Source organism: Roseateles sp. (assembly GCF_036486225.1).
Lineage (GTDB): Bacteria > Pseudomonadota > Gammaproteobacteria > Burkholderiales > Burkholderiaceae_C > Roseateles.
The window spans coordinates 12,273-36,233 of sequence record NZ_DASVNZ010000025.1 but is presented as its reverse complement, the minus strand read 5'-3'; the positions used below and the strand labels follow the sequence as shown (position 1 = coordinate 36,233).

General features: G+C 69.4%; 22 protein-coding genes and 1 pseudogene. 8 read left to right on the top strand and 15 right to left on the bottom strand.

The window, feature by feature from the left end; all coding sequences use genetic code 11:
- The 5 genes and pseudogenes from VF536_RS02405 to VF536_RS02385 form a co-directional block, all read left to right on the top strand.
- Positions 1–753 (top strand): annotated as a pseudogene (locus VF536_RS02405) (hypothetical protein); the annotation flags it as partial.
- 220 nt (positions 754–973) lie between these two features.
- Positions 974–2,413: an efflux transporter outer membrane subunit gene (locus tag VF536_RS02400; protein ID WP_331613187.1), complete on the top strand. Its 1,440-nt coding sequence runs from the start codon at positions 974–976 to the stop codon at positions 2,411–2,413.
- Positions 2,414–2,460: 47 nt separating this feature from the next.
- On the top strand, positions 2,461–3,663 hold the full coding sequence (locus VF536_RS02395; protein WP_331613186.1) for an HlyD family secretion protein: 1,203 nt from the start codon (positions 2,461–2,463) through the stop codon (positions 3,661–3,663).
- A 22-nt stretch (positions 3,664–3,685) separates the two neighbouring features.
- Positions 3,686–5,227: a DHA2 family efflux MFS transporter permease subunit gene (locus VF536_RS02390; RefSeq protein WP_331613185.1), complete on the top strand. Its 1,542-nt coding sequence runs from the start codon at positions 3,686–3,688 to the stop codon at positions 5,225–5,227.
- Between the two features lie 16 nt (positions 5,228–5,243).
- A complete protein-coding gene (locus VF536_RS02385; RefSeq protein WP_331613184.1) occupies positions 5,244–5,465 on the top strand; it encodes a hypothetical protein in 222 nt (73 codons plus the stop codon).
- Between the two features lie 15 nt (positions 5,466–5,480).
- Here VF536_RS02385 and VF536_RS02380 read toward each other — a convergent pair whose 3' ends face one another.
- The 12 genes from VF536_RS02380 to ybiB form a co-directional block, all read right to left on the bottom strand.
- Entirely contained in the window at positions 5,481–5,954 is a 474-nt protein-coding gene (locus VF536_RS02380; protein ID WP_331613183.1) for a hypothetical protein, read from the bottom strand.
- Complete coding sequence (locus VF536_RS02375; RefSeq protein WP_331613182.1) at positions 5,951–6,181, bottom strand: DUF4160 domain-containing protein; 231 nt, start codon at positions 6,179–6,181, stop codon at positions 5,951–5,953. The genes VF536_RS02380 and VF536_RS02375 overlap by 4 nt, the downstream gene beginning before the upstream one ends.
- 183 nt (positions 6,182–6,364) lie before the next feature.
- The gene (locus tag VF536_RS02370) at positions 6,365–7,114 is read right to left on the bottom strand and encodes a hypothetical protein (protein WP_331613181.1); all 750 of its coding nucleotides are present in this window, start codon (positions 7,112–7,114) and stop codon (positions 6,365–6,367) included.
- Positions 7,115–7,403: 289 nt separating this feature from the next.
- Positions 7,404–8,507, bottom strand: coding sequence for an NAD(P)/FAD-dependent oxidoreductase (locus tag VF536_RS02365; RefSeq protein ID WP_331613180.1), 1,104 nt, complete (start codon positions 8,505–8,507; stop codon positions 7,404–7,406).
- A gap of 57 nt (positions 8,508–8,564) precedes the next feature.
- Positions 8,565–8,888, bottom strand: a complete 324-nt coding sequence (fdxA, locus tag VF536_RS02360; RefSeq protein WP_067276314.1) for a ferredoxin FdxA — start codon at positions 8,886–8,888, stop codon at positions 8,565–8,567.
- Between the two features lie 108 nt (positions 8,889–8,996).
- A complete protein-coding gene (gene cobA, locus VF536_RS02355) occupies positions 8,997–9,791 on the bottom strand; it encodes a uroporphyrinogen-III C-methyltransferase (RefSeq protein WP_331613179.1) in 795 nt (264 codons plus the stop codon).
- A gap of 51 nt (positions 9,792–9,842) precedes the next feature.
- Entirely contained in the window at positions 9,843–11,162 is a 1,320-nt protein-coding gene (locus VF536_RS02350) for a sulfate adenylyltransferase subunit 1 (protein WP_331613178.1), read from the bottom strand.
- The gene (gene cysD / locus VF536_RS02345) at positions 11,162–12,121 is read right to left on the bottom strand and encodes a sulfate adenylyltransferase subunit CysD (protein WP_331613177.1); all 960 of its coding nucleotides are present in this window, start codon (positions 12,119–12,121) and stop codon (positions 11,162–11,164) included. Before cysD ends, VF536_RS02350 begins: the two co-directional genes overlap by 1 nt.
- Positions 12,118–12,912, bottom strand: coding sequence for a phosphoadenylyl-sulfate reductase (locus VF536_RS02340; protein WP_331613176.1), 795 nt, complete (start codon positions 12,910–12,912; stop codon positions 12,118–12,120). Before VF536_RS02340 ends, cysD begins: the two co-directional genes overlap by 4 nt.
- 113 nt (positions 12,913–13,025) lie before the next feature.
- A complete protein-coding gene (locus tag VF536_RS02335) occupies positions 13,026–13,526 on the bottom strand; it encodes a DUF934 domain-containing protein (protein ID WP_331613175.1) in 501 nt (166 codons plus the stop codon).
- 35 nt (positions 13,527–13,561) lie between these two features.
- Positions 13,562–15,250: a nitrite/sulfite reductase gene (locus VF536_RS02330; protein ID WP_331613174.1), complete on the bottom strand. Its 1,689-nt coding sequence runs from the start codon at positions 15,248–15,250 to the stop codon at positions 13,562–13,564.
- 186 nt (positions 15,251–15,436) lie between these two features.
- Positions 15,437–16,357: a DNA-binding protein YbiB gene (gene ybiB / locus VF536_RS02325; RefSeq protein ID WP_331613173.1), complete on the bottom strand. Its 921-nt coding sequence runs from the start codon at positions 16,355–16,357 to the stop codon at positions 15,437–15,439.
- Between the two features lie 168 nt (positions 16,358–16,525).
- Here ybiB and VF536_RS02320 point away from each other — a divergent pair, with 168 nt between their 5' ends.
- A complete protein-coding gene (locus VF536_RS02320) occupies positions 16,526–17,542 on the top strand; it encodes a hypothetical protein (protein WP_331613172.1) in 1,017 nt (338 codons plus the stop codon).
- A 101-nt stretch (positions 17,543–17,643) separates the two neighbouring features.
- Here VF536_RS02320 and VF536_RS02315 read toward each other — a convergent pair whose 3' ends face one another.
- Positions 17,644–18,723: an ornithine cyclodeaminase gene (locus VF536_RS02315; RefSeq protein ID WP_331613171.1), complete on the bottom strand. Its 1,080-nt coding sequence runs from the start codon at positions 18,721–18,723 to the stop codon at positions 17,644–17,646.
- 181 nt (positions 18,724–18,904) lie between these two features.
- On the opposite strand from VF536_RS02315, the gene VF536_RS02310 reads away from it, so the two are divergent.
- On the top strand, positions 18,905–19,330 hold the full coding sequence (locus VF536_RS02310; protein ID WP_331613170.1) for an Lrp/AsnC family transcriptional regulator: 426 nt from the start codon (positions 18,905–18,907) through the stop codon (positions 19,328–19,330).
- Positions 19,331–19,385: 55 nt separating this feature from the next.
- On the opposite strand, the gene VF536_RS02305 is transcribed toward VF536_RS02310, so the two are convergent.
- Positions 19,386–20,219 (bottom strand): hypothetical protein, encoded by an 834-nt coding sequence (locus tag VF536_RS02305; protein WP_331613169.1) that lies wholly within the window; start codon positions 20,217–20,219, stop codon positions 19,386–19,388.
- Between the two features lie 74 nt (positions 20,220–20,293).
- Between VF536_RS02305 and pncB the strand changes: the two genes are divergently transcribed.
- A complete protein-coding gene (gene pncB, locus VF536_RS02300) occupies positions 20,294–21,511 on the top strand; it encodes a nicotinate phosphoribosyltransferase (protein WP_331613168.1) in 1,218 nt (405 codons plus the stop codon).
- Positions 21,512–21,557: 46 nt separating this feature from the next.
- On the opposite strand, the gene VF536_RS02295 is transcribed toward pncB, so the two are convergent.
- Positions 21,558–23,942 carry a penicillin acylase family protein gene (locus VF536_RS02295; RefSeq protein WP_331613167.1) on the bottom strand — a complete coding sequence of 795 codons (2,385 nt, stop codon included), beginning with the start codon at positions 23,940–23,942 and terminating at the stop codon, positions 21,558–21,560.
- Between the last annotated feature and the right edge of the window lie 19 nt (positions 23,943–23,961).

Below are 23,961 nucleotides of genomic sequence, written 5' to 3'. Positions count from 1 at the left end.
CACGATCCGTCCGCGCTGGCACTCGGCGTGGGCGCGGTCGCTCATGCCTGCGTCGGCGACGGCGAGATCGCCCGGCAGTGGGCCGACGCCGCGGTCGCCCACGCCACGAAGATCGGACTGCCGGTGATGCGCGGCTTCACGGCGCGTTGCGCGAGCATCGTCGATGTGCGTTTCGATCGCGCCGAGGCGGTGATGACCCGCACGCTGCGCATGCGCGAGCTGGTGCGCGAGCATCAGCTGGGGCAGGGCGAAGGTCCGAGCCTGGCGATGCTCGGCTGGGCGCGCGCCTTCACCGGCGATGCGGCCACGGGCTTGCGCGAGGTGGAGGCCGGCTGTGCCGCCCATGCGGCGACCGGGGCCTGGTTCGAGGCCTCGGGACTGCGGCGGATGGCCGTCGACGCGGCGCTTGCCGCAGGCGATCTGCCGGCGGCGAGGCGCCATCTGGCGGACGGCTTCGAGATGGCCGAACGCTTGGGTGAGACGCTGCACCTGCCCGATCTGTGGGTGTCGAGCGCCATGCTGGCGGCGCGCCAAGGCGATGACGTCGGGGCTCGCACCGCAGCCGAGACCTCGGCGCGCATCGCGCGCGAGCAGGGCGCGCTGACGGCGGAGCTCGTCGCCCGGCTGGCGCTCTGCGAGCTGCCCGGCACGACCGTCGCCGACCTCGACGCCTTGCGGGAAGTCCGCGCCCGCTGGCGGGACACCCTGCCGTGGCCGACGCTCGTGCGGGCCGACGCGTTGCTGGCGTCCTGACCCTTTCCAGGCTGTCTTTCCGGGCCGTTCTCCGGGACGTTTTCCCGGGCTTCTTCGAGCCATCCTCCCAGGCCTTCCCGGACCTTCCGGGACCTCTCCGCACCTTTCCCAGACGGTTTCCAGACCGTTCCCGAACGACTTTTCCGAGCCTCGTCCCTACGCTTCAGTCCATGGTTTTCCGCGCCTTCCGCGCCGACCGTGACGATCTGGAGAGAAGACGATGTTCCCCCACCTTCGACGCTTTGCCCGCCCCGCGCTGGTCTCGGCCGTGGCGCTCGCGCTGGGCGCCTGCGCCGCGCTGCCCGACGTGGCGCCGCTCACCACCCCGCGACCGGTCGACGGCTACGCGGCGACGCAGGCGCTCGCCGCCACCCGCGCGGACTGGCCGTCCGACGCCTGGTGGCGCGGTTACGGCGATGCGCAGCTCGACCAACTGATCGACGAGGCCCTCGTCGGTTCGCCGTCCATCGCCACCGCCCAGGCGCGCCTGGCGCGGGCGGAGGCCACCGTGCAGACCTCGCGAGCCGCCGACCGGCCGCAACTGCGCGGCAATGCGTCGATCTCGGAGCAGAAGCAGAGCTACGCGTACCTGACGCCGCGCGCCGCCGTGCCCGAGGGCTGGAAGGACTACGGCCGCGCGACGCTGGACTTCTCCTGGGACCTGGACTTCTGGGGCCGCAATCGCGCGGCGCTGGCGGCGGCCTTGTCCGACGCCGAGGCGGCGAAGGCCGACGCTGCGCAGGCGCGCCTGATGCTCGCCGCGTCGATCGCCTCGGGCTACGCCGAGTTCGCCCGCCTCTGGGCCGTGCAGGACACCGCCGAGGCCGCGCTGGCGGTGCGCCAGAAGACGGTCGAGCTGTTCCGCATGCGCCGCGAGAACGGCCTGGAGACGCTCGGCAGCGTGCGCCAGGTCGAGGCGCGGCGCGCGATGGCCGAGGCGGACCTGCTGTCGGCGCGCGAGCAGCTCACGCTGCAGCGGCATCGCCTCGCGGCGCTGGCCGGAGCCGGTCCCGACCGCGGCCTGACGCTGACCCGTCCGCGGCTGGACGTCGCCCGCGAGCTCGGACTGCCAGAGCGCCTGCCCGTACAACTGCTGGGCCGCCGCCCCGACATCGTCGCGGCGCGCCTGCGCGTGGAGGCCGCGCTCGGCCGTGTCGACTCCGCCAAGGCGGCGTTCTATCCGGACGTGAACCTCACCGCCTTCGCCGGCATGCAGTCGCTCGGCCTGTCCAAGCTGACCGACGGCGGCGCCTTCACCGGCAGCATCGGTCCGGCGATCTCGCTGCCGATCTTCGACGGCGGCCGGCTGCGCGGCCAGTTCCGCGGCGCCCGCGCGGATGCCGATGCCGCCGTCGCCAGCTACGACCAGGCCGTCGTGCAGGCGCTGCAGGAGGTGGCCGACATCGCCGCCAGCACCCGCGCGCTCGGCGGCGAGCTGACCAGCACCGATGCCGGCGTCGACGCCGCGCGTGAGGCCTGGGAGATCCAGCAGCGTCGCTACACCGGCGGCCTTTCCACCTACCTGGAAGTGCTGACCGCCGAGGACGCGTGGTTGTCCAACCGCCGCGCGCAGACCGATCTGCGTTCGCGTGCCTTCACGCTGGACGTGTCCTTGAAGCGCGCCCTGGGCGGCGGTTACAGCGCCACGCCGAAGTCCTGAATCCGATTCCCCCGACAAGAAGCCCGAGAGAGAAAGCGAGTCCCGCCATGTCCGAAGCCGTCCTCGATGCCCTGCCGCATCCCGCTCAACAAGCATCGCAACACCTGCACGCCGTCGATCCACCGGCCCACGCCGGGCCCGCCGCCGCCGCACCGGCCCGTCCTGAAACCCGCCGGAAGCTGTTCACCTTGCTCGCGCTGACGGTCGTCGCCGCGGCGGTGGGCGTCTTCGCCTACGAGCACTTCTTCGCGTCGCGCTACGTCAGCACCGACAACGCCTACACCGCGGCTGAGACCGCGCAGGTCACGCCCTTCGTCGGCGGGATCGTCCGGGACGTGCGCGTCGCCGACACGCAGGCCGTGAAGCGCGGCGACGTGCTGGTCGTGCTCGACGACACCGACGCGCGCCTGGCGCTGGACCAGGCCGAGGCCGAGCTCGGCCGCGCTCAGCGCCGCGTGCGCGGCTACGTTGCCAACGACGCCAGTCTTGCCGCGCAGATCTCGGCGCGCGACTCCGATCGCACCCGTGCCGAGGCGCAACTCGCGTCCGCCGCCGCCGACCTCGATCGCGCCCGCGTCGACCTGCAGCGGCGCGAGGCGCTCGCCGATTCGGGCTCCGTCTCGGCCGACGAGATCACCCGCGCCCGGAACGCGTTCCAGACCGCCAGCGCCGCGCTCGCCGCGGCCAAGGCCGCCGCCGCACAGACCGCCGCCAACCGCGTCGCGGCCGTCGGCCAGCGCGAGGCGAATGCCACGCTGATCGCCGGCGCGAACGAGGACACCAACCCCGAGGTCGCGCTGGCCCGCGCCCGGCGCGACCAGGCCCGCGTCAACCTCGAACGCATGATCGTGCGCGCGCCGGTGGACGGCGTCGTCGCCCGGCGCGCCGTCCAGCTCGGCCAGCAGGTCGCCGCGGGATCGCCGCTGCTCAGCATCGTCCCGATCGGTCAGGTGCATGTCGACGCCAACTTCAAGGAAGGCCAGCTCGACAAGGTCCGCATCGGCCAGCGCGTCGAGATCGAGTCCGACCTCTACGGCCGCGCGGTCGTCTATCACGGCACCGTGCAAGGCCTGTCCGGCGGCACGGGCTCGGCCTTCGCCGCGATCCCGGCGCAGAACGCAACCGGCAACTGGATCAAGGTCGTGCAACGCGTGCCGGTGCGCATCGCGCTGGACCCGCGCGAGCTCGCCGAGCGGCCGCTGCAGGTCGGCCTGTCGATGAGCGCCACCGTCGACACGCGCGCCGAGTGAGCCGCATTCAAGGAGTCGCGCCATGACCGCCGCTGCCCTTTCCACCAACGACCGCCCGCTCGAGGGCGGGCAGTTGTGGCTCGCCGCCATCGTCCTGGCCGCCGCGAACTTCATCGCGGTGCTGGACATGACGATCGCCAACGTCTCCGTGCCCGACATCGCCGGCAGCCTCGGCATCAGTGCCAGCCAGGGCACCTGGGTCATCACCTCGTACGCCGTCGCCGAGGCCTGCATCGTGCCGCTCACCGGCTGGATCGCCGGCCGCTTCGGCGCGGTGCGCGTGTTCTCGACGGCGATGGTGCTGTTCGGGCTCTGCTCGGCGCTGTGCGGGCTCTCGCCGACGCTCGGCCTGCTGGTCACCGGCCGCGTGCTGCAAGGCCTGTCGGGCGGCTCGCTGATGCCGCTGTCGCAGACGCTGCTGCTGCGCGTGTTCCCGAAGGAGAAGGCCGGCAGCGCGATGGCGCTGTGGGCGATGACGACGCTGGTCGCGCCCATCCTCGGACCCATCCTCGGCGGCTGGCTCTGCGACGCGTTCTCGTGGCCGCTGATCTTCTTCATCAACGTGCCGATCGCACTCGCCGTCGCACCGATCGCGGCGCGGCTGCTGCGCCGCTACGAGACCCCGCTCGAACGCAAGCCGATCGACCGCGTCGGTCTGCTGCTGCTGATCGTCTTTGTCGGCGCGCTGCAGCTGATGCTGGACCTGGGCAAGGAGAAGGACTGGTTCGAATCCAACGAGATCATCGCGCTGGCGGTGGTCGCCGCGATCGGTTTCGTCGCCTTCCTGATCTGGGAGCTGACCGAGCCGTATCCGATCGTCGACCTGCGGGTGTTCCGCCATCGCGGCTTCGCCGTCGGCGTGCTGACGATCGCGCTGGGTTTCGGCGCGATGTTCGGCGCCAACGTGCTCACGCCGTTGTGGCTGCAGAGCTTCATGGGCTACACGTCGACGTGGGCGGGCCTGGCGACGGCCTGGTCCGGCGTGCTGGCGGTCGCGGCGGCGCCGCTCGCCGGCAAGCTCGCGGGCAAGATGGATCCGCGTCCGCTGGTGTTCTTCGGACTGGCCTGGCTGGGCGGCGTGATGATGCTGCGTACGGTGGGCACGACGCAGATGGGCTACTGGCAGGTCGCCCTCCCGCTGCTGCTGATGGGGGTGGGCATGCCGTTCTTCTTCGTGCCGCTCACGGCGCTGTCGCTGGGCAGCGTCGAGCCGCACGAGACCGCCTCCGCGGCCGGGTTGCAGAACTTCATGCGCACGCTGGCCGGCGCGGTCGCGACCTCGCTGGTCACCACGAGCTGGGAGAACCGCACCACGGCTATCCATGCGGACCTGATCGGTTCGCTGGACCGGTCGGGGGAGGTGATGCGCTCGCTCACCGGCCTGGGGCTGGCGCCGGACGCACGCAACGCGATGCTCGACAACCTGCTCACCGGTCAGAGCGTGATGCTGGCGACCAACCAGATCTTCTGGATCGTGGCGGCGCTGTTCATGATCTCGGCCTTCGCCATCTGGCTCGCGCCGCGGCCGACCCGCGCGGTGGCGATGAGCGAAGCAGGCCACTGAACGCGGGAGCCTCACCGTGACCCTGATCCAGGACCCGTTACACCCGGTTCGCCGGCACTACGTCCTCAAGCTCGATCGGCACGCCGATCCGGCGAAGGGCGCGGTGAGCGGGCGGGTCGAGAACCTGGCGACCGGACAGGTCTTCGATTTCGACGATGCGAAGTCCTTGCTGGAGGGTTTGGCGCGGGAGTTGGCCGAGGAGAGGGCGACATCGACGCCCCCGTCGGGCGCGGAGTGATCAGGAACGGTCGGCTCAAGCGGCCAGTGCGAAGCGCTCGTCCACTTGACCTTGCCTCAACGCCCGCCACCCCAGGCAGGCCAATGCGACGGTCCGCGGCACTGCCTTTGCGCCGCTGCGGTAGTACGCGACCATGCGGCGCGACATGCCCAATGCGATGGCTGCGCCATCGAGGTTCAGGTCGTTCTCGTACATCCAGCGGACGATGAACTCGTGGGAGATGCCCCCCGCCTGTTCAATGCCCATCGCGCGGAGGTTGTCGGCCGCCAGTTCCAGTTCGCCGTCCTCGTCCCAGACGACCGTGTCGTCGAATTCCCCCAGGCGTGCCTTCATGAAAAGGCCTTGATCTTTCAACGGCCCCAGAGCGTGAAGTTTCGTGATCACTTCGACGAGGTCGACCTCGAACTTCTCGCCGTCTGCAAACGTCAGAAGCAATGACGCCTTCAGCGTCGGCGTGACGCTGGTCAACGTGAACTGCGGCGTCTTCATGAATTCAACTCCTTCCATACCTTCAACAGCAGTGGCCGCCTGGTCTCCGCCCAGGCGAGCGCTTCCAACAGGGCGGCGCGTGGTACTTCTCCTGCGATCACTTTCAGATCCCTGATGGAGACAGCTGCCTTGCTGCCATCGTTGGATCGGATGTGGAAATGCGGCGGGAGGTGATCGTTGGCGTAGACATCGATCCTGGATTTGTTCAGACGGACAAGCGTGGGCATCAATTCTGGTGCAATGGTTGCACCGCTGCAAGCGCCATGAAGACGGATCCGAGACTGTGTCGTTCTTGTTCGGCGCTTGCATTGACCAATCACAAACTCACACGCGAGGGTTATGAAAAAGCCCGCCGACGTTCGTCTGGCGGGCTTTTGCGGATGGGCTTGGTGATGACGACGTCTGTCGTCTCAGATCGCCTCGGCCAGCAGCGTCGGATCCAGCTTCTTGCCGAGCTTGTGCTTGTGCGCCGTCAGTTCCGCGAGCACGCCGCGGATCTCCTCGGACGACGGACGCAGCGGTCGCAGTGCCGTGGCCAGGCGGGGGACGATCTCTTCCGACATGTAGCGCTTGCTGCCTGCGACGATCTGCCAGATCACGAGAGCCAGGCCGACCACGAAGACCGTCAACACCATCTCGGGCAACTGGACCGGCGCGAAGCGGTTGGCGATGGCGCATGTCGCGAGCAGCATGGCGATGGCGCCGCCTATCGCCAGCGCGCCGTAGCGGTCGATCTGCGTGTGGGCGAAGCGCTGCTCCACCATGTGCGACAGGACCAGGAACGGCGAAGCGATCAGCGCCGAACGTTCCTCGGCGGTGACATTCGCCGGGCCGAGCTTGATGCGGTTCTCAAGCGCCAGGCGGTCGGCGTAATGGGTGCGGATCGTCGGGAAGGTCTTGATGATCAGCATCTCCACCGCCGCCAGCTTCTTCTCCGGCCTGCCGTAACGCGAATCCTCGGTGATCGAGGTCGTCTTGCAGTGCTGGCAGGTCCGCTCGTGACCCACCAGCCGGCCTTCGCCGAAGCTCAGGTAATAGACGTGCCCTGCGGAGCCGATGCGCCCCAGCCGGTGCGCGGTGACAGCCCGGCAGATCGGGCAGAAATCGGCGACGAAGCCGAGCTTGCGGCGCACGATCTTGCGCCCCCAGACGATGAACATGGCCCGTGGCCCTCCCTTGATCGGCGCGTGTGGGTTCCGGGCCGGCCGCGCGCCTGAGGCGCTGTTGGCTCCGGATCGGGCGGGAGTATCCCTTCGGCGGATCGGCTGGATCCGGGGATCCGTCACTGGTTCGGGTTTTCCTGTCGCCGGGTGTCGCTTTCACAGGACAGACAACGCGCCGCGCCTGCTCGAACGGGCGAGCGACAAAAGCAAAAGCCCGCCGGCATTCGCCGGGCGGGCTTCTTGTAGGAGGCGCTTCGTCGAAGCGCTCGCCGCATTCAGTCGACGGTCAGTCGAAGTTCGGCGTCTCGACGCCCAGCACCTTGTGCAGCTTCGGGCTGGTGGTCGTGTACTGCAGGTGGACGCGCTTGTCCGGGTTGATGATCGGCATCGCGCCGAAGGCCGCCAGCGCGGCTTCGTGGAAGCCCGACAGGATCAGCTTCTTCTTGCCCGGGTAGGTGTTGATGTCACCCACCGCGAAGATGCCCGGCACGTTGGTCTGGAACTTCTCAGTGTCGACCTGGATCTGCTTCTTCTCCAGCGACAGGCCCCACTCGGCGATCGGGCCCAGCTTCGGCGACAGGCCGAAGAACACCAGCACCTGGTCGGCCGGCACCACGCGCGTGACGCCGTCGCCGCCGGTGATCTTCAGGCCCTTGAGCGAATCCTCGCCTTCGTCCAGGTCGTTGACCTGGCCGACGATGAACTGCATCTCGTAGGCGTCGCACAGCTCGCGCATCTTGGCCACCGACGCCGGCGCGGCACGGAAGCCGTCGCGGCGGTGCACCAGGATCACGCTCTCCGCCTTGTGCGGGTTGCCGTCGGCGTTGCCGCCGCAGAAGTTCAGCGCCCAGTCCAGGGCCGAGTCGCCGCCGCCGATGATCACCAGGTTCTTGCCGGCGAACTGCGACGGGTTGCGCACCCGGTAATGGACCTGCGAGCCCTCGTACTTGTCGATGCCCTCGACCTTCAGCGTGCGCGGCTGGAAGGAGCCCACGCCGCCCGCGATGAAGATGGTCTTGGTCAGGAACTGCGTGCCCTTGCTCGTCGCGACGAAGAAACGACCGTCTTCCTGCTTCTCGACCGTCGTGACCTCCTGCCCCAGATGGAAGGTCGCGCCGAAGGGCTCGATCTGCTTCATCAGGTTGTCGGTCAGCTCCTTGCCCGTCACCACCGGCAGCGCCGGGATGTCGTAGATCGGCTTGTCCGGGTAGAGCTCGATGCACTGGCCGCCGGGATAGGCCAGCGAGTCGATGATGTGGGCCTTGATCTCGAGCAGGCCCAGTTCGAACACCTGGAACAGGCCCACCGGGCCCGCGCCGACGATGACGGCGTCGGTCTCGATCACGCCCGCGTGCGGGGCGGAGGTCGCTTCAGTCACTTGCGTTTCCATTCTTGTGTGGGGCGGCCGCCGGCAGCAGGACCCGACGCCGCGAGATGAGGGGATCGGTCAGCGGACCAGCTGATCGATCTTGCCCGTCTTGTCCTTCCACTCCTCGGCGTCCGGGAGCGGGGCCTTGCGCTTGGTGATGCTGGGCCATTTCTTCGCCAGGTCGGCATTCAGCTTGATCATGATCTGCTGATCGCCGGGCACGTCCTCCTCCGGCATGATCGCGTTCACCGGGCACTCCGGGATGCAGACCGCGCAGTCGATGCACTCATCGGGGTCGATGGTCAGGAAGTTCGGACCTTCGCGGAAGCAGTCGACGGGACAGACATCGACGCAGTCGGTGTATTTGCAGCGAATGCAGGCTTCGGTGACGACGTGGGTCATAGCGGCTCTTCTAGTGACGGGGCCGGCGGAACGGGCCCTCGAAAATCAGCGATCCCCTGGCAGTCCGTGGACGGCGGGCTTGGTGGCGCTGACGGTAAACAGGAGATTTTAGACGTTCGGGCTCTGGGGCAGGGATTCCAGCCCCTGCGGCTCAAGGTCTTGGCGTGAGGACGGTGTCGCGTAATCGCCCAAACCGGCCTCCGGCGGCTCCGCCAGCGGGGCCGCGCCCGCGCCGACGATCACCACGGTCGGCCGTCCCTTGTGCAGCATCGACGCCGCGCCCAGCGAGGCGACGTCGTGCTCGCTGGACAGCGCATCGGCGCAACCGGCCCGCGACACGACGCTCACCGGCGTGCCGGCATCCCATCCCGCGGCGATCAGCCGGCGGGAGAGGGCCGCCAACTGCTGGCCGGCCATGTAGAAGACCTCGGTGTCGGCGGACCTGGCGGCCTGGAGCTCGCCCTCGCGCGTCATCGCGGTCGTCAGCGCGACGCTGCGACCGGCGCCGCGCCGCGTGAGCGGGCGTCCGGTCTGCGCGGCCGCCGCGATCGCGGCGGTCACGCCGGGGACGATCTCGTAGGGGATGTCCGCCTCGGCCAGCGCGAGGAGTTCCTCCTCCAGTCGACCAAAGACGCTCGCGTCGCCGCCCTTGAGGCGCACGACGACGTCATGCGCCTTGGCCTCACGGACCAGCGCGGCGTTGATCGCCGTCTGCTTCGTGGAATGGCAGAAGCCGCGCTTGCCGACATCGAGCCATCTGGCTTGCGGTGCCAGGTCGCGCAGTGCGGGATCGGTCAAGGCGTCGAACAGCACGACGTCCGCCAGCGCGAGCGCCCGCGCGCCGCGCAGCGTGATCAGGTCGGCGGCGCCGGGTCCGGCGCTGACGAAGAGGACACGTCCCATGGCGATGGCTCCTGGCGGTCGTTGGTGGTCGTTGTTCGGTCGAGCCGGCGATCAGCGGACCAGCAGCGCGCCGCTGGTGCGGTTGCTGGTGGGATCCACGACGATCAGCGCGCCGCCGACGCGGTTGTCCGCGTAAGGCTGCAGCGGCAGTTCGGCCTGCAGCTCGATGGTGACGTGGCCGATCTCGTTGACCGACAGCTCGTGCGCCTCGGTCTCGGCCAGCGTCTGGATGTCCAGCCGGTGGTCGATCGCGGCGATGCGGGCCTGGACCCAGCGGTTGCCGTGACGCACCCAGTACTTGCGGCCGAGCACGGCGGGTTCGGTGTCGATCCACGCGAGCGTGGCTTCGAACGTGCGGCGGGGCGTGGCCGCGCCGGGCGCGACGATCCAGTCGCCGCGCGAGACGTCGACCTGGCGGTCCAGCAGCAGCCCGGCCGATTCGCCTGCGACGGAGGTCGCCACCGGCTCGCCGGCGCGGCGCAGCTCGCCGACGATGGCGGTCTGGCCGCTCGGCAGGATCTGCACTTCGTCGCCGACCTGCACCTGGCCCTGCGCGATCCGGCCCCACAGCACGCGCGGGTTGTTGCCCGTGCCGTCGCCGTCCTTGGCCACGTACTGGACCGGCAGCGCCAGCGGCGCCTCGACGGTTTCCTGCGCCGTCGGCAGCGACTCCAGCACCTGCAGCAGCGACGGACCGTCGTACCAGTCCGCTTCCAGCGGCTGCGTCACGTTGTCGCCGCGCAGCGCGGAGACGGGCACGACCGCGGTCACGCGGATGCCGGCGGCCGAGGCGAACTTCTCCAGCGCGGCCGAGACCTTGCGGAACGCGTCGCCCGGATTCTTGGCGGCGTCGATCTTGTTGATCGCGAAGACGATGCTGGGCACGCGCAGCAGGTGCGCGAGCAGGCTGTGGCGGCGCGTCTGCGCCAGCAGCGGGACGTCGTCGACCGACAGGTCCAGCTTGGTCACGTCCACCAGCACGACGGCGGCATCGCTGCCCGCGGCGGCGGTCACCATGTTCCGCGTGTACTGCTCATGGCCCGGCGCGTCGGCAATGATGAACTTGCGCTGCTTGGTCGCGAAGTAGCGGTAGGCGACGTCGATCGTGATGCCCTGTTCGCGCTCGGCTTCGAGGCCGTCGGTCAGCAGGCTCAGGTCGATCGGCTGGCCGGCGGCGCGCTTGGCCAGCGTGTCGAGCTGGTCGGCGAGGATGGCGCGGCTGTCGAAGAGCAGGCGCCCGATCAGCGTGCTCTTGCCGTCGTCGACGCTGCCGGCGGTGAGGAAGCGCAGCGCGCGGTGCGTCGTGTCGAGGTCGGATTGATGGATCTTGGTCACGGCGGGGGCATTCACTGGGTTCAGGACGGCGGACATCAGAAGTAGCCCTCCTTCTTGCGACGTTCCATCGAGGCGTCGGAGGTACGGTCGTCCATGCGGGTCGCGCCGCGCTCGGAGACAGTCACCGTCAGCGTCTCGGCGACGATGTCGGCGGCGTTGGCGGCCGGGCTCTCCACCGGGCAGGTGCAGGTCATGTCGCCGACGGTGCGGAAGCGCACCTGCGCGGTCTCGACGGTCTCGCCGGCTTCCGGCGGGGTCACGTCGGTCAGCGGCACCAGCAGGCCCTTGCGACGGATCACCTGGCGGTTGTGCGCGAAGTACAGCGACGGCAGCGGGATGTTCTCGCGGGCGATGTAGAGCCACACGTCCAGCTCGGTCCAGTTGCTGATCGGGAACGCGCGGAAGTGCTCGCCCGGACGGATGCGGGTGTTGAAGAGATTCCACAGCTCGGGCCGCTGCTCCTTCGGCTGCCATTGGCCGAAGCTGTCGCGGTGGCTGAAGATGCGCTCCTTGGCGCGGGCCTTCTCCTCGTCGCGGCGGGCGCCGCCGATGAGCACGTCGAAGCGGTGCTCCTCGATGGTCTCCAGCAGCGTCACCGTCTGGTGGCCGTTGCGCGATTCCAGCGGATGCGACAGGCGGATCGTGCCCTTCTTGATCGAGTCTTCCAGGTGGCCGACGACCAGGCGCTCGCCCATCTCCTCGACGCGGCGGTCGCGGAACTCGATCACCTCGGGGAAGTTGTGGCCTGTGTCCACGTGGACCAGCGGGAAGGGCAGCTTGCCGCTGAATTCATTGCCCGCGATGCGGCGCTTGAAGGCCTTCTCGGCCAGGCGCAGGACCACGCACGAATCCTTGCCGCCCGAGAACAGCAGGGCGGGGCGCTCGAAGGCGGCGGCGACCTCGCGCAGGATGAAGATGGCCTCCTCTTCGAGGTGGTCCAGGTGGCGGTGATCCGCCAGCGGCAGCAGTTGTTCGAGGTTCACGGGGGCGTTCATGCCTGGGCTCCGGAGGTCACGTTCGACGTCGGGGGGGACGCTTCGGGTTCAGATTCGGTGGATGCGCTGTCGGGCTCGCTGTGGGTGGCGTGCAGCCCGCATTCCTTCGAGCTGTCCTCCCACCACCAGCGGCCGGCGCGGAAGTCCTCGCCGACGGCGATCGCGCGGGTGCAGGGCGCGCAGCCGATGCTGGGCATGAACTGGTCATGCAGCGGGTTGTAGGGGACGACGTGCTGCTGCACGTAGTGCCAGACGTCGGCCCAGCTCCACTCGGCCAGCGGGTTGACCTTGGTGCGGCCCTGGCCGTCGTCCTCGCGGAAGGGGACCTCGGCGCGGTTGGCGCTCTGCTCACGGCGCAGGCCGGTGATCCAAGCGGTGCGACCGGCCAGCATGCGAGACAGAGGTTCGAGCTTGCGCACGCCGCAGCAGGCCTTGCGCAGTTCGACGCTGCGGTACATCGGCTCTTCGCCGTTGGCTCGGACGAAGTGGACGACCTGCTCGTTCACCGGCGCGAAGACTTCCACCTCGATGCCGTAGCGGTCGTGGATGCGCGGGATCAGCGCCAGCGTTTCCGCATGCAGCTTGCCGGTGTCCAGCGTCGCCAGCGCGATCGGCAGGCCGTGGCGCGCGATCAGGTCGGTGATGACCATGTCCTCGACGCCCAGCGAGGTCGACTGCAGCGCGCCGGGACCGAAGTCCGCCGCGGCCTGCTTCAGCACGTCGACCGTACGCGCGACGCGCTCGTCGAAGCCGGCGGTCTTGCGGGCGTACAGGCCGATGGCGGAACCCACACCGGCATCCGTGCCCGGCAACGCCGAGACGCCTGCGGATGCGCTTCCGGATGCGCCATCCGACGCGCCGCCCAGGGGCGCGAAATCCAGCGAAGACACCTCGCCGCTCATGCTCAGGCCTCGGACTTCTGGCCCGGTCGGGCGAACAGCGGGCGCGGTTCGTTGACGTCCGCCTGGTAGTGGCCGGGGAAGAAGCTCAACGCGCGCTCGGCGGCTTCCTGGTTCTGGTCGCCGCGCATCTGCACGGCGTCCACGCCGCAACGCTGCAGCAGCGGCAGCATGTCGACGAGGACTTCACCGGTCGCGCGCACTTCGCCGGCGAAACGCAGCCGCGAGCGCAGCACGTGCGCCTGGCTGTACGCGCGGCCGTCGACCCACTTCGGGAACTGCAGCACGATCAGCGCCAGGCGCGGCAGATCGGCCTTCAGGTCGAGCACGTCGATGTCGTTGGGCAGGATCACGCCGGTGGCCAGGCCTTCCGGCCAGGTGTCGCGCACGGCGTGCCACTGTTCCAGCGTCAGCAGCTTGTGGTCGGCGGCGGCGGGATGCGGTTGCGGGCCGTCCTCGCCGGCGCAGGTGTGCCAGGGGTCTTGGGCCTTGGAGACGAACTTCATGGTGCGGGGGCGTTCCATGTCCGGGGTGCTCGGGGTCATTGCTTGGCGGTCGTGCGGCGGATCTCGTTGGTCGCCTGCTTGAAGGCGTCCAGGCCGATGCGGCGGACCGTCTGGAGGAAGCGCTCGCCGGCTTCGCGCTCGCGGCGGTAGGTCGCGATCACGGCCTCGACCGCGTCGGCGGCCTCATCGGCGGCGAAGGACGGGCCGATCACCTTGCCCGGCACGGCCGTGCCCGACAACGTCGAGCCGTCCGAGCCGCCCAGCGTGATCTGGTACCACTCGCTGCCGTCCTTGTCGACGCCGAGCACGCCGATGTGGCCGCTGTGGTGGTGGCCGCAGCTGTTGATGCAGCCGCTGATGTGCAGGTCGATGTCGCCGATGTCCCAGAGCTCGTCCAGGTCCTGGAAGCGGTCGGTGATCTCGGACGCGACGGGGATGGAGCGGGCGTTGGCCAGCGCGCAGAAGTCGCCGCCGGGGCAGACGATCATGTCGGTCAGCAGGCCGATGTTGGGCGTGGCGAAGCCGTGTTCCTTCGCGGCCTCGAAGAGCGCGGGCAGGTCGCTCTCGCGCACCCAGGGCAGCAGCAGGTTCTGGTCGTGCGAGACGCGCAGCTCGCCGTGGCTGTAGGCGTCGGAGAGCGCGGCGGCGGCGTCCATCTGCGCGTCGGTGATGTCGCCCGGCGGCAGGCCGACGCGCTTGAGCGACAGCGTCACCGAACGGTAGCCGCTGACGCGGTGCGCGTGGACGTTGCGTTCCAGCCAGCGGCGATAGGCCGGCGAGGCGCCCTCGAAGATGTCGACACCCGGCACCGGGGTCACGCCTTGCGGCTCAACGAAGCTGGCGGCGACGCGGGCCAGTTCGGCCTCGGGAATGAGCTGCTCGTGGCTGCCGGCGTCGTCGTTCAGGATGGCCTGGTACTCGGCGTTGACCGCGTCGAAGTAGGCCTGGCCTTCGGCCTTCACCAGGATCTTGATGCGCGCCTTGTACATGTTGTCGCGGCGCCCGAAGCGGTTGTACGTGCGCACGATCGCTTCGAGGTACAGCACGATGTTCTGCCACGGCACGAAGGGGCTGATCTCCTGGCCGATGATCGGCGTGCGGCCCATGCCGCCGCCGACGAAGACCTGGAAGCCGATCTCGCCGGCGTCGTTCCTGCGCAGCTGCAGGCCGATGTCATGCCAGGCGATGGCGGCGCGGTCTTCCTTGGCGCCCGAGATCGCGATCTTGAACTTGCGCGGCAGGAAGGCGAATTCGGGATGCAGCGTCGACCACTGGCGCAGCACTTCGGCGTAGGGGCGCGGGTCGATGAGTTCGTCGGCGGCCACGCCGGCGGTGACGTCGCTGGTGATGTTGCGGATGCAGTTGCCGCTGGTCTGGATGCCGTGCATGTCGACATCGGCCAGCAGGTCCATCACGTCCGCCGACTGCGTCAGCGGGATCCAGTTGAACTGCAGGTTCTGGCGCGTGGTGAAGTGGCCGTAGCCGCGGTCGTGCTCGCGGGCGATGCGCGCGAGCTGGCGCAGCTGGCGGCTGTCGAGCACGCCGTAGGGCACGGCCACGCGCAGCATGGGCGCATGGCGCTGGATGTACCAGCCGTTCTGGAGGCGCAGCGCGCGGAAGTCGTCGTCGGGGAGCTGACCGGCCAGATGGCGTTCGAGCTGATCGCGGTACTGGGCGGCGCGGGCGTGGACGAACTGGCGGTCGAAATCGGTATAGGCGTACATGGCGTCGGCTGGACCCGGCCGGGTTTCTCAGGAGGCCCGCCGCGCGTCAGAGACACCGCGGCTGGCCCAGGGCTGGCCGGGAGTCTGCACTCTATGAACGCTTTATATATATGAGAACTACAAAATCGTAGATTGCTTATGGCCGAATAAGCATATGAAGATTCCTGCAAAGGCCGCAGGCCGCGCTCAGGTCGTTGCCAGCCGGCGCAGGGCCGCGATCTGGTCGGCGATCCGCGGCGGCAGCGGCTCGGTGCCGGCGAGGATCGCGCGGATGAAGTCGGCATTGGCTGCGGGCTCGCAGGCGGGCGACAGCGTCCAGTCCAGATCCTCGTTGCTTGCCGGGTTGAGATCCAGGCCTTGCCCGTTCGCGAAGCCTTGCAGGTGGGCTTTGCGCCGGAGGTGGAGGTAGGCCTCGCCTTCGCTGGCGCGCATGAGGAGCGCACGCCCGTCGTCGGCGCTGAGCTGGGGCAGCGCCTCGCCCATGCTGTCGACGTATTCCGGATGGGTCACGGCGACTACGCGCACGCTGCGACCCGGCAGCGGGTCCAGGAGCTTCGCGACGCTGTGGCTGCTGTTGCGCAGGCCCATGCGGGGGCGCAGCGCCATCATCGCATCCAGTCCGGGATGGATGACCTGGGTCGGCAGGATGGCGAGGCGGTCCGAAGCTAGGCGCTGGCCGGCTTCATCCACGTTCCGGGCGACGGGAAGTTCCAGCGCTTCGAAGAGTTCGAACGGGCTGATGCGGCTGTCGAAGTCGTGCCGACCGTGGATCAGCACCGGGATGCCCTCACGGGCCAGCAGCATCGCCACCAGCGGCATCAGGTTGGCCTGCTTGCGCGCGCCGTTGAAGGTCGGCAGCACGACGGTGCGGGGGCCGGCGGGTGCCGCGACGCGGGCAGCGCCGGCTTGCATCGCCTCGACGAACCCGAGCAGTTCATCGAGGCTTTCCCCCTTGATGCGCATCGCGATCAGGATGGCGCCGCGCTCCAGGTCGGGCACGGTGCCGGCGAGCAGCGCGGCGAAGAGCGCGCGCGCCTGCTCGCGTGTCAGGTCGCGGGCGCCTCGAGCGCCGCGGCCGATTTCCTTGAGGAGGGGGGCGTAGTCCATGCAGGTCCCGTTTGAAGGCGGTCATCTTAGAGGCGGCCTCGCTAACACGGACGCCAACGGCCGACCAGATGTCAATCCTCACAGCACCTCCCGGCGCGCGAAGCCGTTATACCGCTTGCTGCCTGGCGCCATCCCGGCGTCGAGGCCACACGCAAAGAGGGAGTGATCTTGAAAATCTCGAAGACTTTGAAAACGATCGTCGCAGCCTTGGGCTGCGTCGTGGCCGCGACCGCGCAGGCGCATTGGGTGCCGAGTGGCGGCACAAGCAGCTACACCGCCACGGTGTCCACCGGATCGGGGGCGTTCTCCTACACGGACGTCGACAACACGTTCACGCCGAAGCCGCTGCCGAGGCTGGCGGGCCAACTGGCGAGCGTCAACACCCGTCTGGAGTCCGCGCTCAATGAGCGGCTCAAGGCGGCGGCAGTGGCGCAAGGCCTGAACTATCTGGGCGGCACCGTATCCGGGGACCTGTCGATCACCATCCAGCCGGTCGGTGGCGCGATGCAGGCCACCTTGTCGGGGCTGTCCTTCCGCGGCACGACCCAATACAGCGGGAGGAAGTTCGGCGTCATCACCTTCGACTGCATCAACACCGCGACCATCAGCAACATCACGATCCGCGCGCAGTACGGCGCGAGCACAGGCGCCGTGTCCGCGCCGACGGTCGGCATGACCGGGCAGGTCGGTTCGTCGACCGAGTGCGATTCCAACCTGAGCTGGGTCCTGCCCTTCATCGGCGACCTGCTGATCGACTACGCCGCCAACAAGATCGACGACAAGATCCTGGCGGGCGCCGTCCAGCTGATGGCGGACTCGCAAGGGTCGCTGTTGTATGGACAGGATGTGAACCTCGGCCAGACGGTCGTCGGCCTGCTGACTCTGATTCCGGAGAACGCCAACATCGCGGGATTCGCGGTGGGCAGCTATGTGCGCAGCAACCTGCCGTATCTGCTGGCCAACAGTCAGTTCACGATGAAGCTCGGGCATTCGCCCAGGATCGATCCGTGGCGTCGGAACGTGCCGCCGGCGAGCGACCTCGTGTACACCAGCGAGCTGCTGAACATGTCGCTGACGGCACCGGGGGCGTCGTTCAATGTCCGGCTGACCAATTCGATGACGGACGTCGAGTGGGTCTGGGTCTGCAACGTCGACAACCTCGCCTTGCAGTGTCCGCAGCCCTGATGCGGGACGCATGAAAGCAAAAGCCGGCCCGAAGGCCGGCTTTTTCGTTGTGCACGCCGGGGAATCGAAGCCGCGAAGCCGCCGACGGATCGCCGATGTCATCAGGCGAGTGCGCGCTCCGACGCCACGGTCTGATCGGCGGCGACGGCCTGCGGCAGGGCGGGCAGACCGAGTTCCCCGAACAGGTCCTTCGGATCGTCCATCGCCGGCACCAGGGCCAGTTCCCGGCCCAGGCCGAGCGCCTCCGCACGGTCGCCCAACCAGCGCAGCGTTGCGAAGTCCTCCAGCGCGAAACCGACCGAGTCGAAGACCGTCACCTCGTCGTCGCTGCGCCGGCCGGCGGCCTCGCCGCGCAGCACGCGCCAGAACTCGGTGACGGGGAAGTCCGCCGGCATCTGCTGCACGTCGCCTTCGATGCGCGACTGGGGCTCGTACTCGACGAACACGTTCGCCTGTTCCAGCACGCCGCGCGCGAGCTCGGTCTTGCCGGGGCAGTCGCCGCCGACGCCGTTGATGTGCATGCCGGGCTCGATCATCTCCGCCGTCAGGATGGTCGCGTTGCGCTTGTCGGCGGTGACCGTGGTGACGATGTCGGCACCGCGGGCCGCTTCGGCGGCGTCGCGGCAGCGGATCAGCGTCAGGCCCTCGACGCGCGACAAGTGCCGCACGAGCTTGTCGGTGGCGGCCGGGTCGACGTCGAAGAGCCGGATCTCATCGATGCCGAGCAGATGGTGGAAGGCCAGCGCCTGGAACTCGCTCTGCGCGCCGTTGCCGATCAGGGCCATCTTGCGGGACTCCGGACGTGCCAGGTGTTGCGCGACCAGCGCGGAGGTGGCCGCCGTGCGCAGCGCGGTGCTGAGGGTCAGCTCCGACAGCAGGTGCGGCGTGCCGGTGGCGACGTCGGCGAGCACGCCGAAAGCCATCACGGTGGGCAGGCCCACGCGGTGGTTTTTGGGGTGGCCGTTGACGTACTTGAAGCTGTAGAGCGACGCGTCGGAGATCGGCATCAGCTCGATCACGCCGTCGTCCGAGTGGTTGGCGACGCGGGCGCTCTTGTCGAACTCGCTCCATCGGACGTAGTCCTCGGCGATGTAGCCGGCGAGAGCCTGGAAGCTGCGGGCGATGCCGTCGTGCCGGACGACGCGGGCGACGTCGGGCGTGAGGAGGAGGCGGGTCGTCATCGGCGGTCTCTTGGGAGTGGGAATGCCTCCATTCTTTGGATCCACGTGTCAGCAGGAAGCCAGAGAATTGATCAATAATTGAAGCGCCTTGCGCATTTCGTCAGCGAACTCTGACGAAATGCCGTGAGATTCGGGTTAACCCAGGGCGACGCGCGCGCAACGTGGCCACCGACGCACCAACATGGACACACTGGACCATCAACTGATCGCGCTGCTGCGCCAGGACGCCCGGGCGAGCGTCGCGACGCTGGCGCACAAGCTGAAGGTCTCGCGCGGGACGGTGACCAATCGGCTGACGCGGCTGGAGGACAGCGGCCAGATCGTCGGCTACACGGTGAAGCTGCGCGCGGACGTGGCCCAGCCGCACATCACGGCCTGGATGAGCATCGCGGTGGAAGGCAACCGCACGCGGGAGGTCGTCGGCATCCTGCTCGGCGAGCCCGGCGTGGCGGGGCTGTTCGACACCAACGGCCGCTGGGACCTGCTGGCGGAACTGCGCGCGGACAGCCTGAACGAACTGGCCGAGATCCTGGAGCGGGTGCGCCTGATCAAGGGCATCGGCGCGACCGAGACCAGCATCCACCTGCAGACGTACAAGCTGGCTTGAGCGCCTGCGCGCCTGCGCGCCTGCGCGCGCTCGTGCGCTTCAGCCGCCACGCACTTCAGCGCTTCGCGGGCGGTGTCGGCGCGTCGTCGTCATCCGGTTCCGGCGCGTCGGGCTCCAACTGGAAGCGCCCGTCCCGCAGCTCCATGCGCGTGCGCTGCACCACCGCGCGGAGTGCGTTGCAGGCGCCTTCGTTGAAGCGCAGCACGATCTCGACGCGCGGGCCGCGCCCGGGGCTCAGCACGCTGACGCCCGAGGTCTGTGGCGCCGCGGTCGCACCGCAGGCCAGCGGGCCGGGCTTCTCGTCGAAGCCCAGTTCCGCCCCGAGCTGCATCTCGCCGTCGCGCTCGAGCACCAGGCGCTCCGTGCGGCTCTCGCGTCCTCGGTCGATGTCGTAGCGGCGGCTGCGCAGGATCCAGCGCTCGTCGGCGATCTGCAGCAGCTGGAGGTCCTCGTCGCCCGCGCCGGGCGCGCCCGGCATCAGCAGCAGTCCCTTGGCGCTCAGCTTCCAGCGCCCCGCCGCGTCGGCGACCAGCACGGCGGCGCCCAGCGCGGGCACGCAGGCCGCGCAGCGGAACTGGTCGCGCGGGCCGGGCGTCAACTGGTAGACCAGCATCAGCTTGTCGACGTTCGATTCGACGTAGCGCCCGCGGAAGACCTCGCGGATCTCCGCGCGCAGCGTCGGCGAACGCCCGCCGAAGAAGGCCGCCGCGCGCTCGTGGCGCCAGGTGTTGCCCCCGTAGACCATCTTCATCGCGGCGGCGGCGTCGGGCGGCTTGTCGATCGCGACGGGGACCTGCGCGCGCACCGCCGCGGCGATCAGCAGCAGCGCGGCCGCACCCAGGCGACGAAGGACGCTGCGGCGGCGGAGGTGGGCGAGGGGTTCGTGCACGAAGGACTGGCTCGGCGTGTGGCGAAGTCGCGATCATCGCCGAGCCGCGCGGCCCCCGGGTACAGTCCCCGGCCATGAGCCGTCCCGACGCCACTTCCCCGGTGATCCGCAGCCTGCTGGAGACCGACCTCTACAAGTTCACGATGTGGCAGGCGATGCTGCATCGCTATCCGCAGGCGCAGGCCGAGTACCGCTTCGCGTGCCGCAACACGCCGCAGTACCCGCTGGCGGAACTGGTCGCGGACCTGGAGCGCGAGATCGACCACCTGTGCGCGCTGACCTTCCGCGCCGACGAGCTCGAGTACCTCAGCGGCCTGCGTTTCATGAAGCCCGACTTCATCGACCTGCTGCGCATCTTCCGCTTCCAGCGCGCGTTCATCACGGTGCGCGCGGAGGGCGAGAAGCTGGAGATCGTCGTGCGCGGCCCGCAGGTGCATGTGATGGCCTTCGAGATCTTCGTGCTGGCGATGGTCAACGAGCTGTATTTCCGCCGCTTTGATCAAGGCGCCGCGATCGAGGAGGGCCGGCGTCGGCTGGCGCAGAAGATCGACTTGATCCGGACCTTTGCGCGGGAGGAGGCGCCGCGCCGCCATCCGTTCCAATTCTTCGACTTCGGCTTGCGGCGGCGGTTCTCCGGCGCCTGGCACGAGGAGGTGCTGCGCACGCTGCGCGACGAGCTGCCGCAGACCTTCCGCGGCACCTCCAACGTGCTGCTGGCCAAGGAACTCGGGCTGGTGCCGATCGGCACGATGGCGCACGAGTACCTGCAGGCTTACCAGGCCACCGGCGTGCGGCTGCGCGACCACCAGAAGGCCGCGCTGGAGGACTGGGTGCAGGAGTACCGCGGCGACCTCGGCATCGCGCTGACCGACGTGATCGGCATGGACGCCTTCCTGGCCGATTTCGACCTCTACTTCGCCAAGCTCTTCGACGGCCTGCGCCACGACTCGGGCGATCCGGTCGAATGGGGCGAGAAGGCGCTCGCCCACTACGAGCAGCTGCGCATCGACGCCAACACCAAGCGGCTGGTGTTCTCCGACGCGCTCGACATGCCGAAGGCGCTGGCGCTGTACCGCCACTTCGCGGATCGCGTCCAACTGGGCTTCGGCATCGGCACCAAGCTCAGCAACGACATGGGCCTGCCGACGCTCAACATCGTCATCAAGCTCACGCACGTGAACGGTCAGCCGGTGGCCAAGCTGTCGGACAGCCCCGGCAAGACCATGTGCGAGGACCAGACCTTCCTGGCCTACCTGCGGCAGGTGTTCAACGTGAAGCCCGCCGACAGCTGAAGCGCGTCGATGCGCGACGGCGGTGTCCTGCCGGCGCGGCCCCCGTTCAGTCGCGGTGCGCCGTGATCCGGTGGATCACCGGCCCGGCCAGCAGCGGCGTCGGTTTGCCTTCCACCCAGTCCTGATGCCCCGCGCCGTAGAACGGCGACATCGGATGGCCGCTCTGTCCGCCCGGCATCGACAGCCAGCCGTGTTCCTCGCGACCGGGTGAGACCACCATCCGCTCCGACTGACCGAACGCGGGTCCGGCGACGTTGGGCAGGTTGCTGTCGCCACTCTGCGGCGCCGACGGCATGTCCAGCCAGCGCGACAGCGCCGGGATCGCCTTGGCCAGCGGGTGCTGGATGCGGCTCGCGTTCTGCGCGCCCCAGGTAGCGCCGCCGAGGTTGCCGTCCGGCGCGATCTCACGCGCGGCGTCGTCCAGTTGCGCCAGCAGCAGCGCATCCCAGCTCGCGAACGCGGCCGGCAGCAGATGCGGCGGGCGTTCGTCGACGGCGCGCGCGGCGCTGTATTCGAACTGGTTGCGCCAGCGCATGCGCCGCTTCGGGTCGAGCTGCCGCTCGCCGAGCGACGGCAGCGTCCACGCGTCCCACAGGGTGTCCAGCACGCGCAGCCGCGCCTGGCGCACGAGGCGGTAGGCGGCCGAGTCCGCATCGGCCCGGCCGTTCCAGTTCTCGAGCAGCTGCACGAAGGCGCGATGCGTCGGGTTCGCGCCGGCATCGGTGCGGGACGCCGCCAGCAGGCGCGCCGCCCAGGTCTTCATGAAGCGGGCCTCGTTGTCCTGGTGGATGGCGCCGATCGAGGCTTCGTCGTGCTTGTCCTTGGCCGACAACCGGTCGCGGATCTGCTGCGCGCGTGCGCCCAGGTCGAAGCCGCCGTCGCCGAGCAGGTCGCCCGGCGCGCCGTCGAGCTGGCGGTTGTTGGCGGTCCACAGCTGGCCCTGCGCCGGCGACAGCACCTGCGGCGCGCGGTCGGGATCGAGCCAGTCGCGTCGCATCGCCGTCGGCGCGACGAACCGGCCGTAGGCCTCGGGCAGACCGGGCTGCGCCCACAGGCGACCGGCGACGGTCCAGCCGATCTGGCCGTCGCGGTCGGCGGCGAGCAGGTTCTGATGCGGCATGCCGGCACGCTGAGCCAACGCGAGCGCATCGCTGACATGGCGCACCTGCAGCATGCGGTCGAGCGCCAGGTTGTAGGCCGCGCCCTGGTGCGCGATCCAGTGCAGGGCGAAGCGGCGCCCGCCCTCCACGGTCACTATGGGCGCGTCGCCGATCTCGCTCACTTCCAGGGTCTGCGCCGGGGCGCCGTGGACCTCGATCGTCTCGGTGCGCGTCGTGAGCTTCGCGTCGGACGGGACCTCGACCCAGTCGAACCATTGCCCGTAGGCATTGGTGAATCCCCAGGCGACCGCGCCGTTGGAGCCCACCACCATCGCCGGCAGTCCGGGCAGCGTCACGCCGGCCGCGCGCAGGCCCGAGGGACCGGCGCCGATCTGGAACTGCGCGCGGTACCAGATGCTCGGCACGCCGAGGCCCAGGTGCATGTCGTCGGCCAGGATCGCGCCGCCGTGCGTCGAGCGCGAACCGGCCACCGCCCAGTTGTTGCTGCCCAGGACCGGCAGATCGTCGTTGGTCCGTGCGCTGGCCGGGGCATTCACAGGTCCACTCGCCGGACCGCTGGCCGGCGTCGCGGGTGCGCGGGCCTGGCTCACATCGAGCTGCTCCGGCGTCGGCATCGGCGTCGGCGGCGACTGGCTGCCGTCGAGCGCCGCGTCCCAGCGGCCACCGCGCGGGTTGAGCCAGTCGAAGACGGCGTCGCCGGCGCGTTCGCGCAGCGTCGCACGGTCGAAACCTGCGTCGAAGCTGCCGGACTGCAGCATGAAGTACATCTCCGAGATCACCAGCAAGGAGTCGACCGGGGTCCAGTCCTGCGGCTTGGCGCGCAGCAGCAGGTACTGCCAGGGTCGCATCGGCAAGGCATGGAGTCCGGCGTTGACGCCTTCCGCGTAGGCGAGCAGCAGCAGGCGGTCTTCGCCCGAGAGGCCTTCGAAGCGCTCGGTCAGCCGCGCGCGCAGGCGGTGGACGCGCCGGCTGCGGTCGCGCTCCAGCGCCTTGGCGCCGAAGAGCGCGGACAGCTCCCCGGCCGCCGAGCGGCGCGTCAGGTCCATCTCGAAGAAGCGTTCCTGGGCGTGCGCGAAACCCAGGCCGCGGGCCACGTCCAGGCGCGTGCGGCCCTCGACGACCAGCGTGCCCAGCGCATCGCGGCCCAGGCTCACGGGCGCGCTCAGGCCGGGGATCTCGGCGTCGCCGTCCAGCTGCGGCAGGCTGGCGCGCACGCAGGCCCAGGCCGCGATCGCCAGCGCGACCAGCAGGAACGGCAGCCCGACCAGGCCCCGCACGGTCCAGCGCCGCAGCGCGCTCTTTCCACTCATGTGCTCTCCTGATCCCGGT

Excerpts from the sequence above, each read along its gene's own strand:
- VF536_RS02375 (WP_331613182.1), bottom strand. The coding sequence starts at position 6,181 with ATGCCCACGCTTGTCCGTCTGAACAAATCCAGGATCGATGTCTACGCC.
- fdxA (WP_067276314.1), bottom strand. The coding sequence starts at position 8,888 with ATGACCCACGTCGTCACCGAAGCCTGCATTCGCTGCAAATACACCGAC.
- VF536_RS02390 (WP_331613185.1), top strand. The coding sequence starts at position 3,686 with ATGACCGCCGCTGCCCTTTCCACCAACGACCGCCCGCTCGAGGGCGGG.
- ybiB (WP_331613173.1), bottom strand. The coding sequence starts at position 16,357 with ATGGACTACGCCCCCCTCCTCAAGGAAATCGGCCGCGGCGCTCGAGGC.
- VF536_RS02395 (WP_331613186.1), top strand. The coding sequence starts at position 2,461 with ATGTCCGAAGCCGTCCTCGATGCCCTGCCGCATCCCGCTCAACAAGCA.
- VF536_RS02365 (WP_331613180.1), bottom strand. The coding sequence starts at position 8,507 with ATGGAAACGCAAGTGACTGAAGCGACCTCCGCCCCGCACGCGGGCGTG.
- cysD (WP_331613177.1), bottom strand. The coding sequence starts at position 12,121 with ATGAACGCCCCCGTGAACCTCGAACAACTGCTGCCGCTGGCGGATCAC.
- VF536_RS02335 (WP_331613175.1), bottom strand. The coding sequence starts at position 13,526 with ATGAAGTTCGTCTCCAAGGCCCAAGACCCCTGGCACACCTGCGCCGGC.
- VF536_RS02315 (WP_331613171.1), bottom strand. The coding sequence starts at position 18,723 with ATGACGACCCGCCTCCTCCTCACGCCCGACGTCGCCCGCGTCGTCCGG.
- VF536_RS02400 (WP_331613187.1), top strand. The coding sequence starts at position 974 with ATGTTCCCCCACCTTCGACGCTTTGCCCGCCCCGCGCTGGTCTCGGCC.
- VF536_RS02330 (WP_331613174.1), bottom strand. The coding sequence starts at position 15,250 with ATGTACGCCTATACCGATTTCGACCGCCAGTTCGTCCACGCCCGCGCC.
- cobA (WP_331613179.1), bottom strand. The coding sequence starts at position 9,791 with ATGGGACGTGTCCTCTTCGTCAGCGCCGGACCCGGCGCCGCCGACCTG.
- VF536_RS02370 (WP_331613181.1), bottom strand. The coding sequence starts at position 7,114 with ATGTTCATCGTCTGGGGGCGCAAGATCGTGCGCCGCAAGCTCGGCTTC.
- pncB (WP_331613168.1), top strand. The coding sequence starts at position 20,294 with ATGAGCCGTCCCGACGCCACTTCCCCGGTGATCCGCAGCCTGCTGGAG.
- VF536_RS02295 (WP_331613167.1), bottom strand. The coding sequence starts at position 23,942 with ATGAGTGGAAAGAGCGCGCTGCGGCGCTGGACCGTGCGGGGCCTGGTC.
- VF536_RS02350 (WP_331613178.1), bottom strand. The coding sequence starts at position 11,162 with ATGTCCGCCGTCCTGAACCCAGTGAATGCCCCCGCCGTGACCAAGATC.
- VF536_RS02310 (WP_331613170.1), top strand. The coding sequence starts at position 18,905 with ATGGACACACTGGACCATCAACTGATCGCGCTGCTGCGCCAGGACGCC.
- VF536_RS02380 (WP_331613183.1), bottom strand. The coding sequence starts at position 5,954 with ATGAAGACGCCGCAGTTCACGTTGACCAGCGTCACGCCGACGCTGAAG.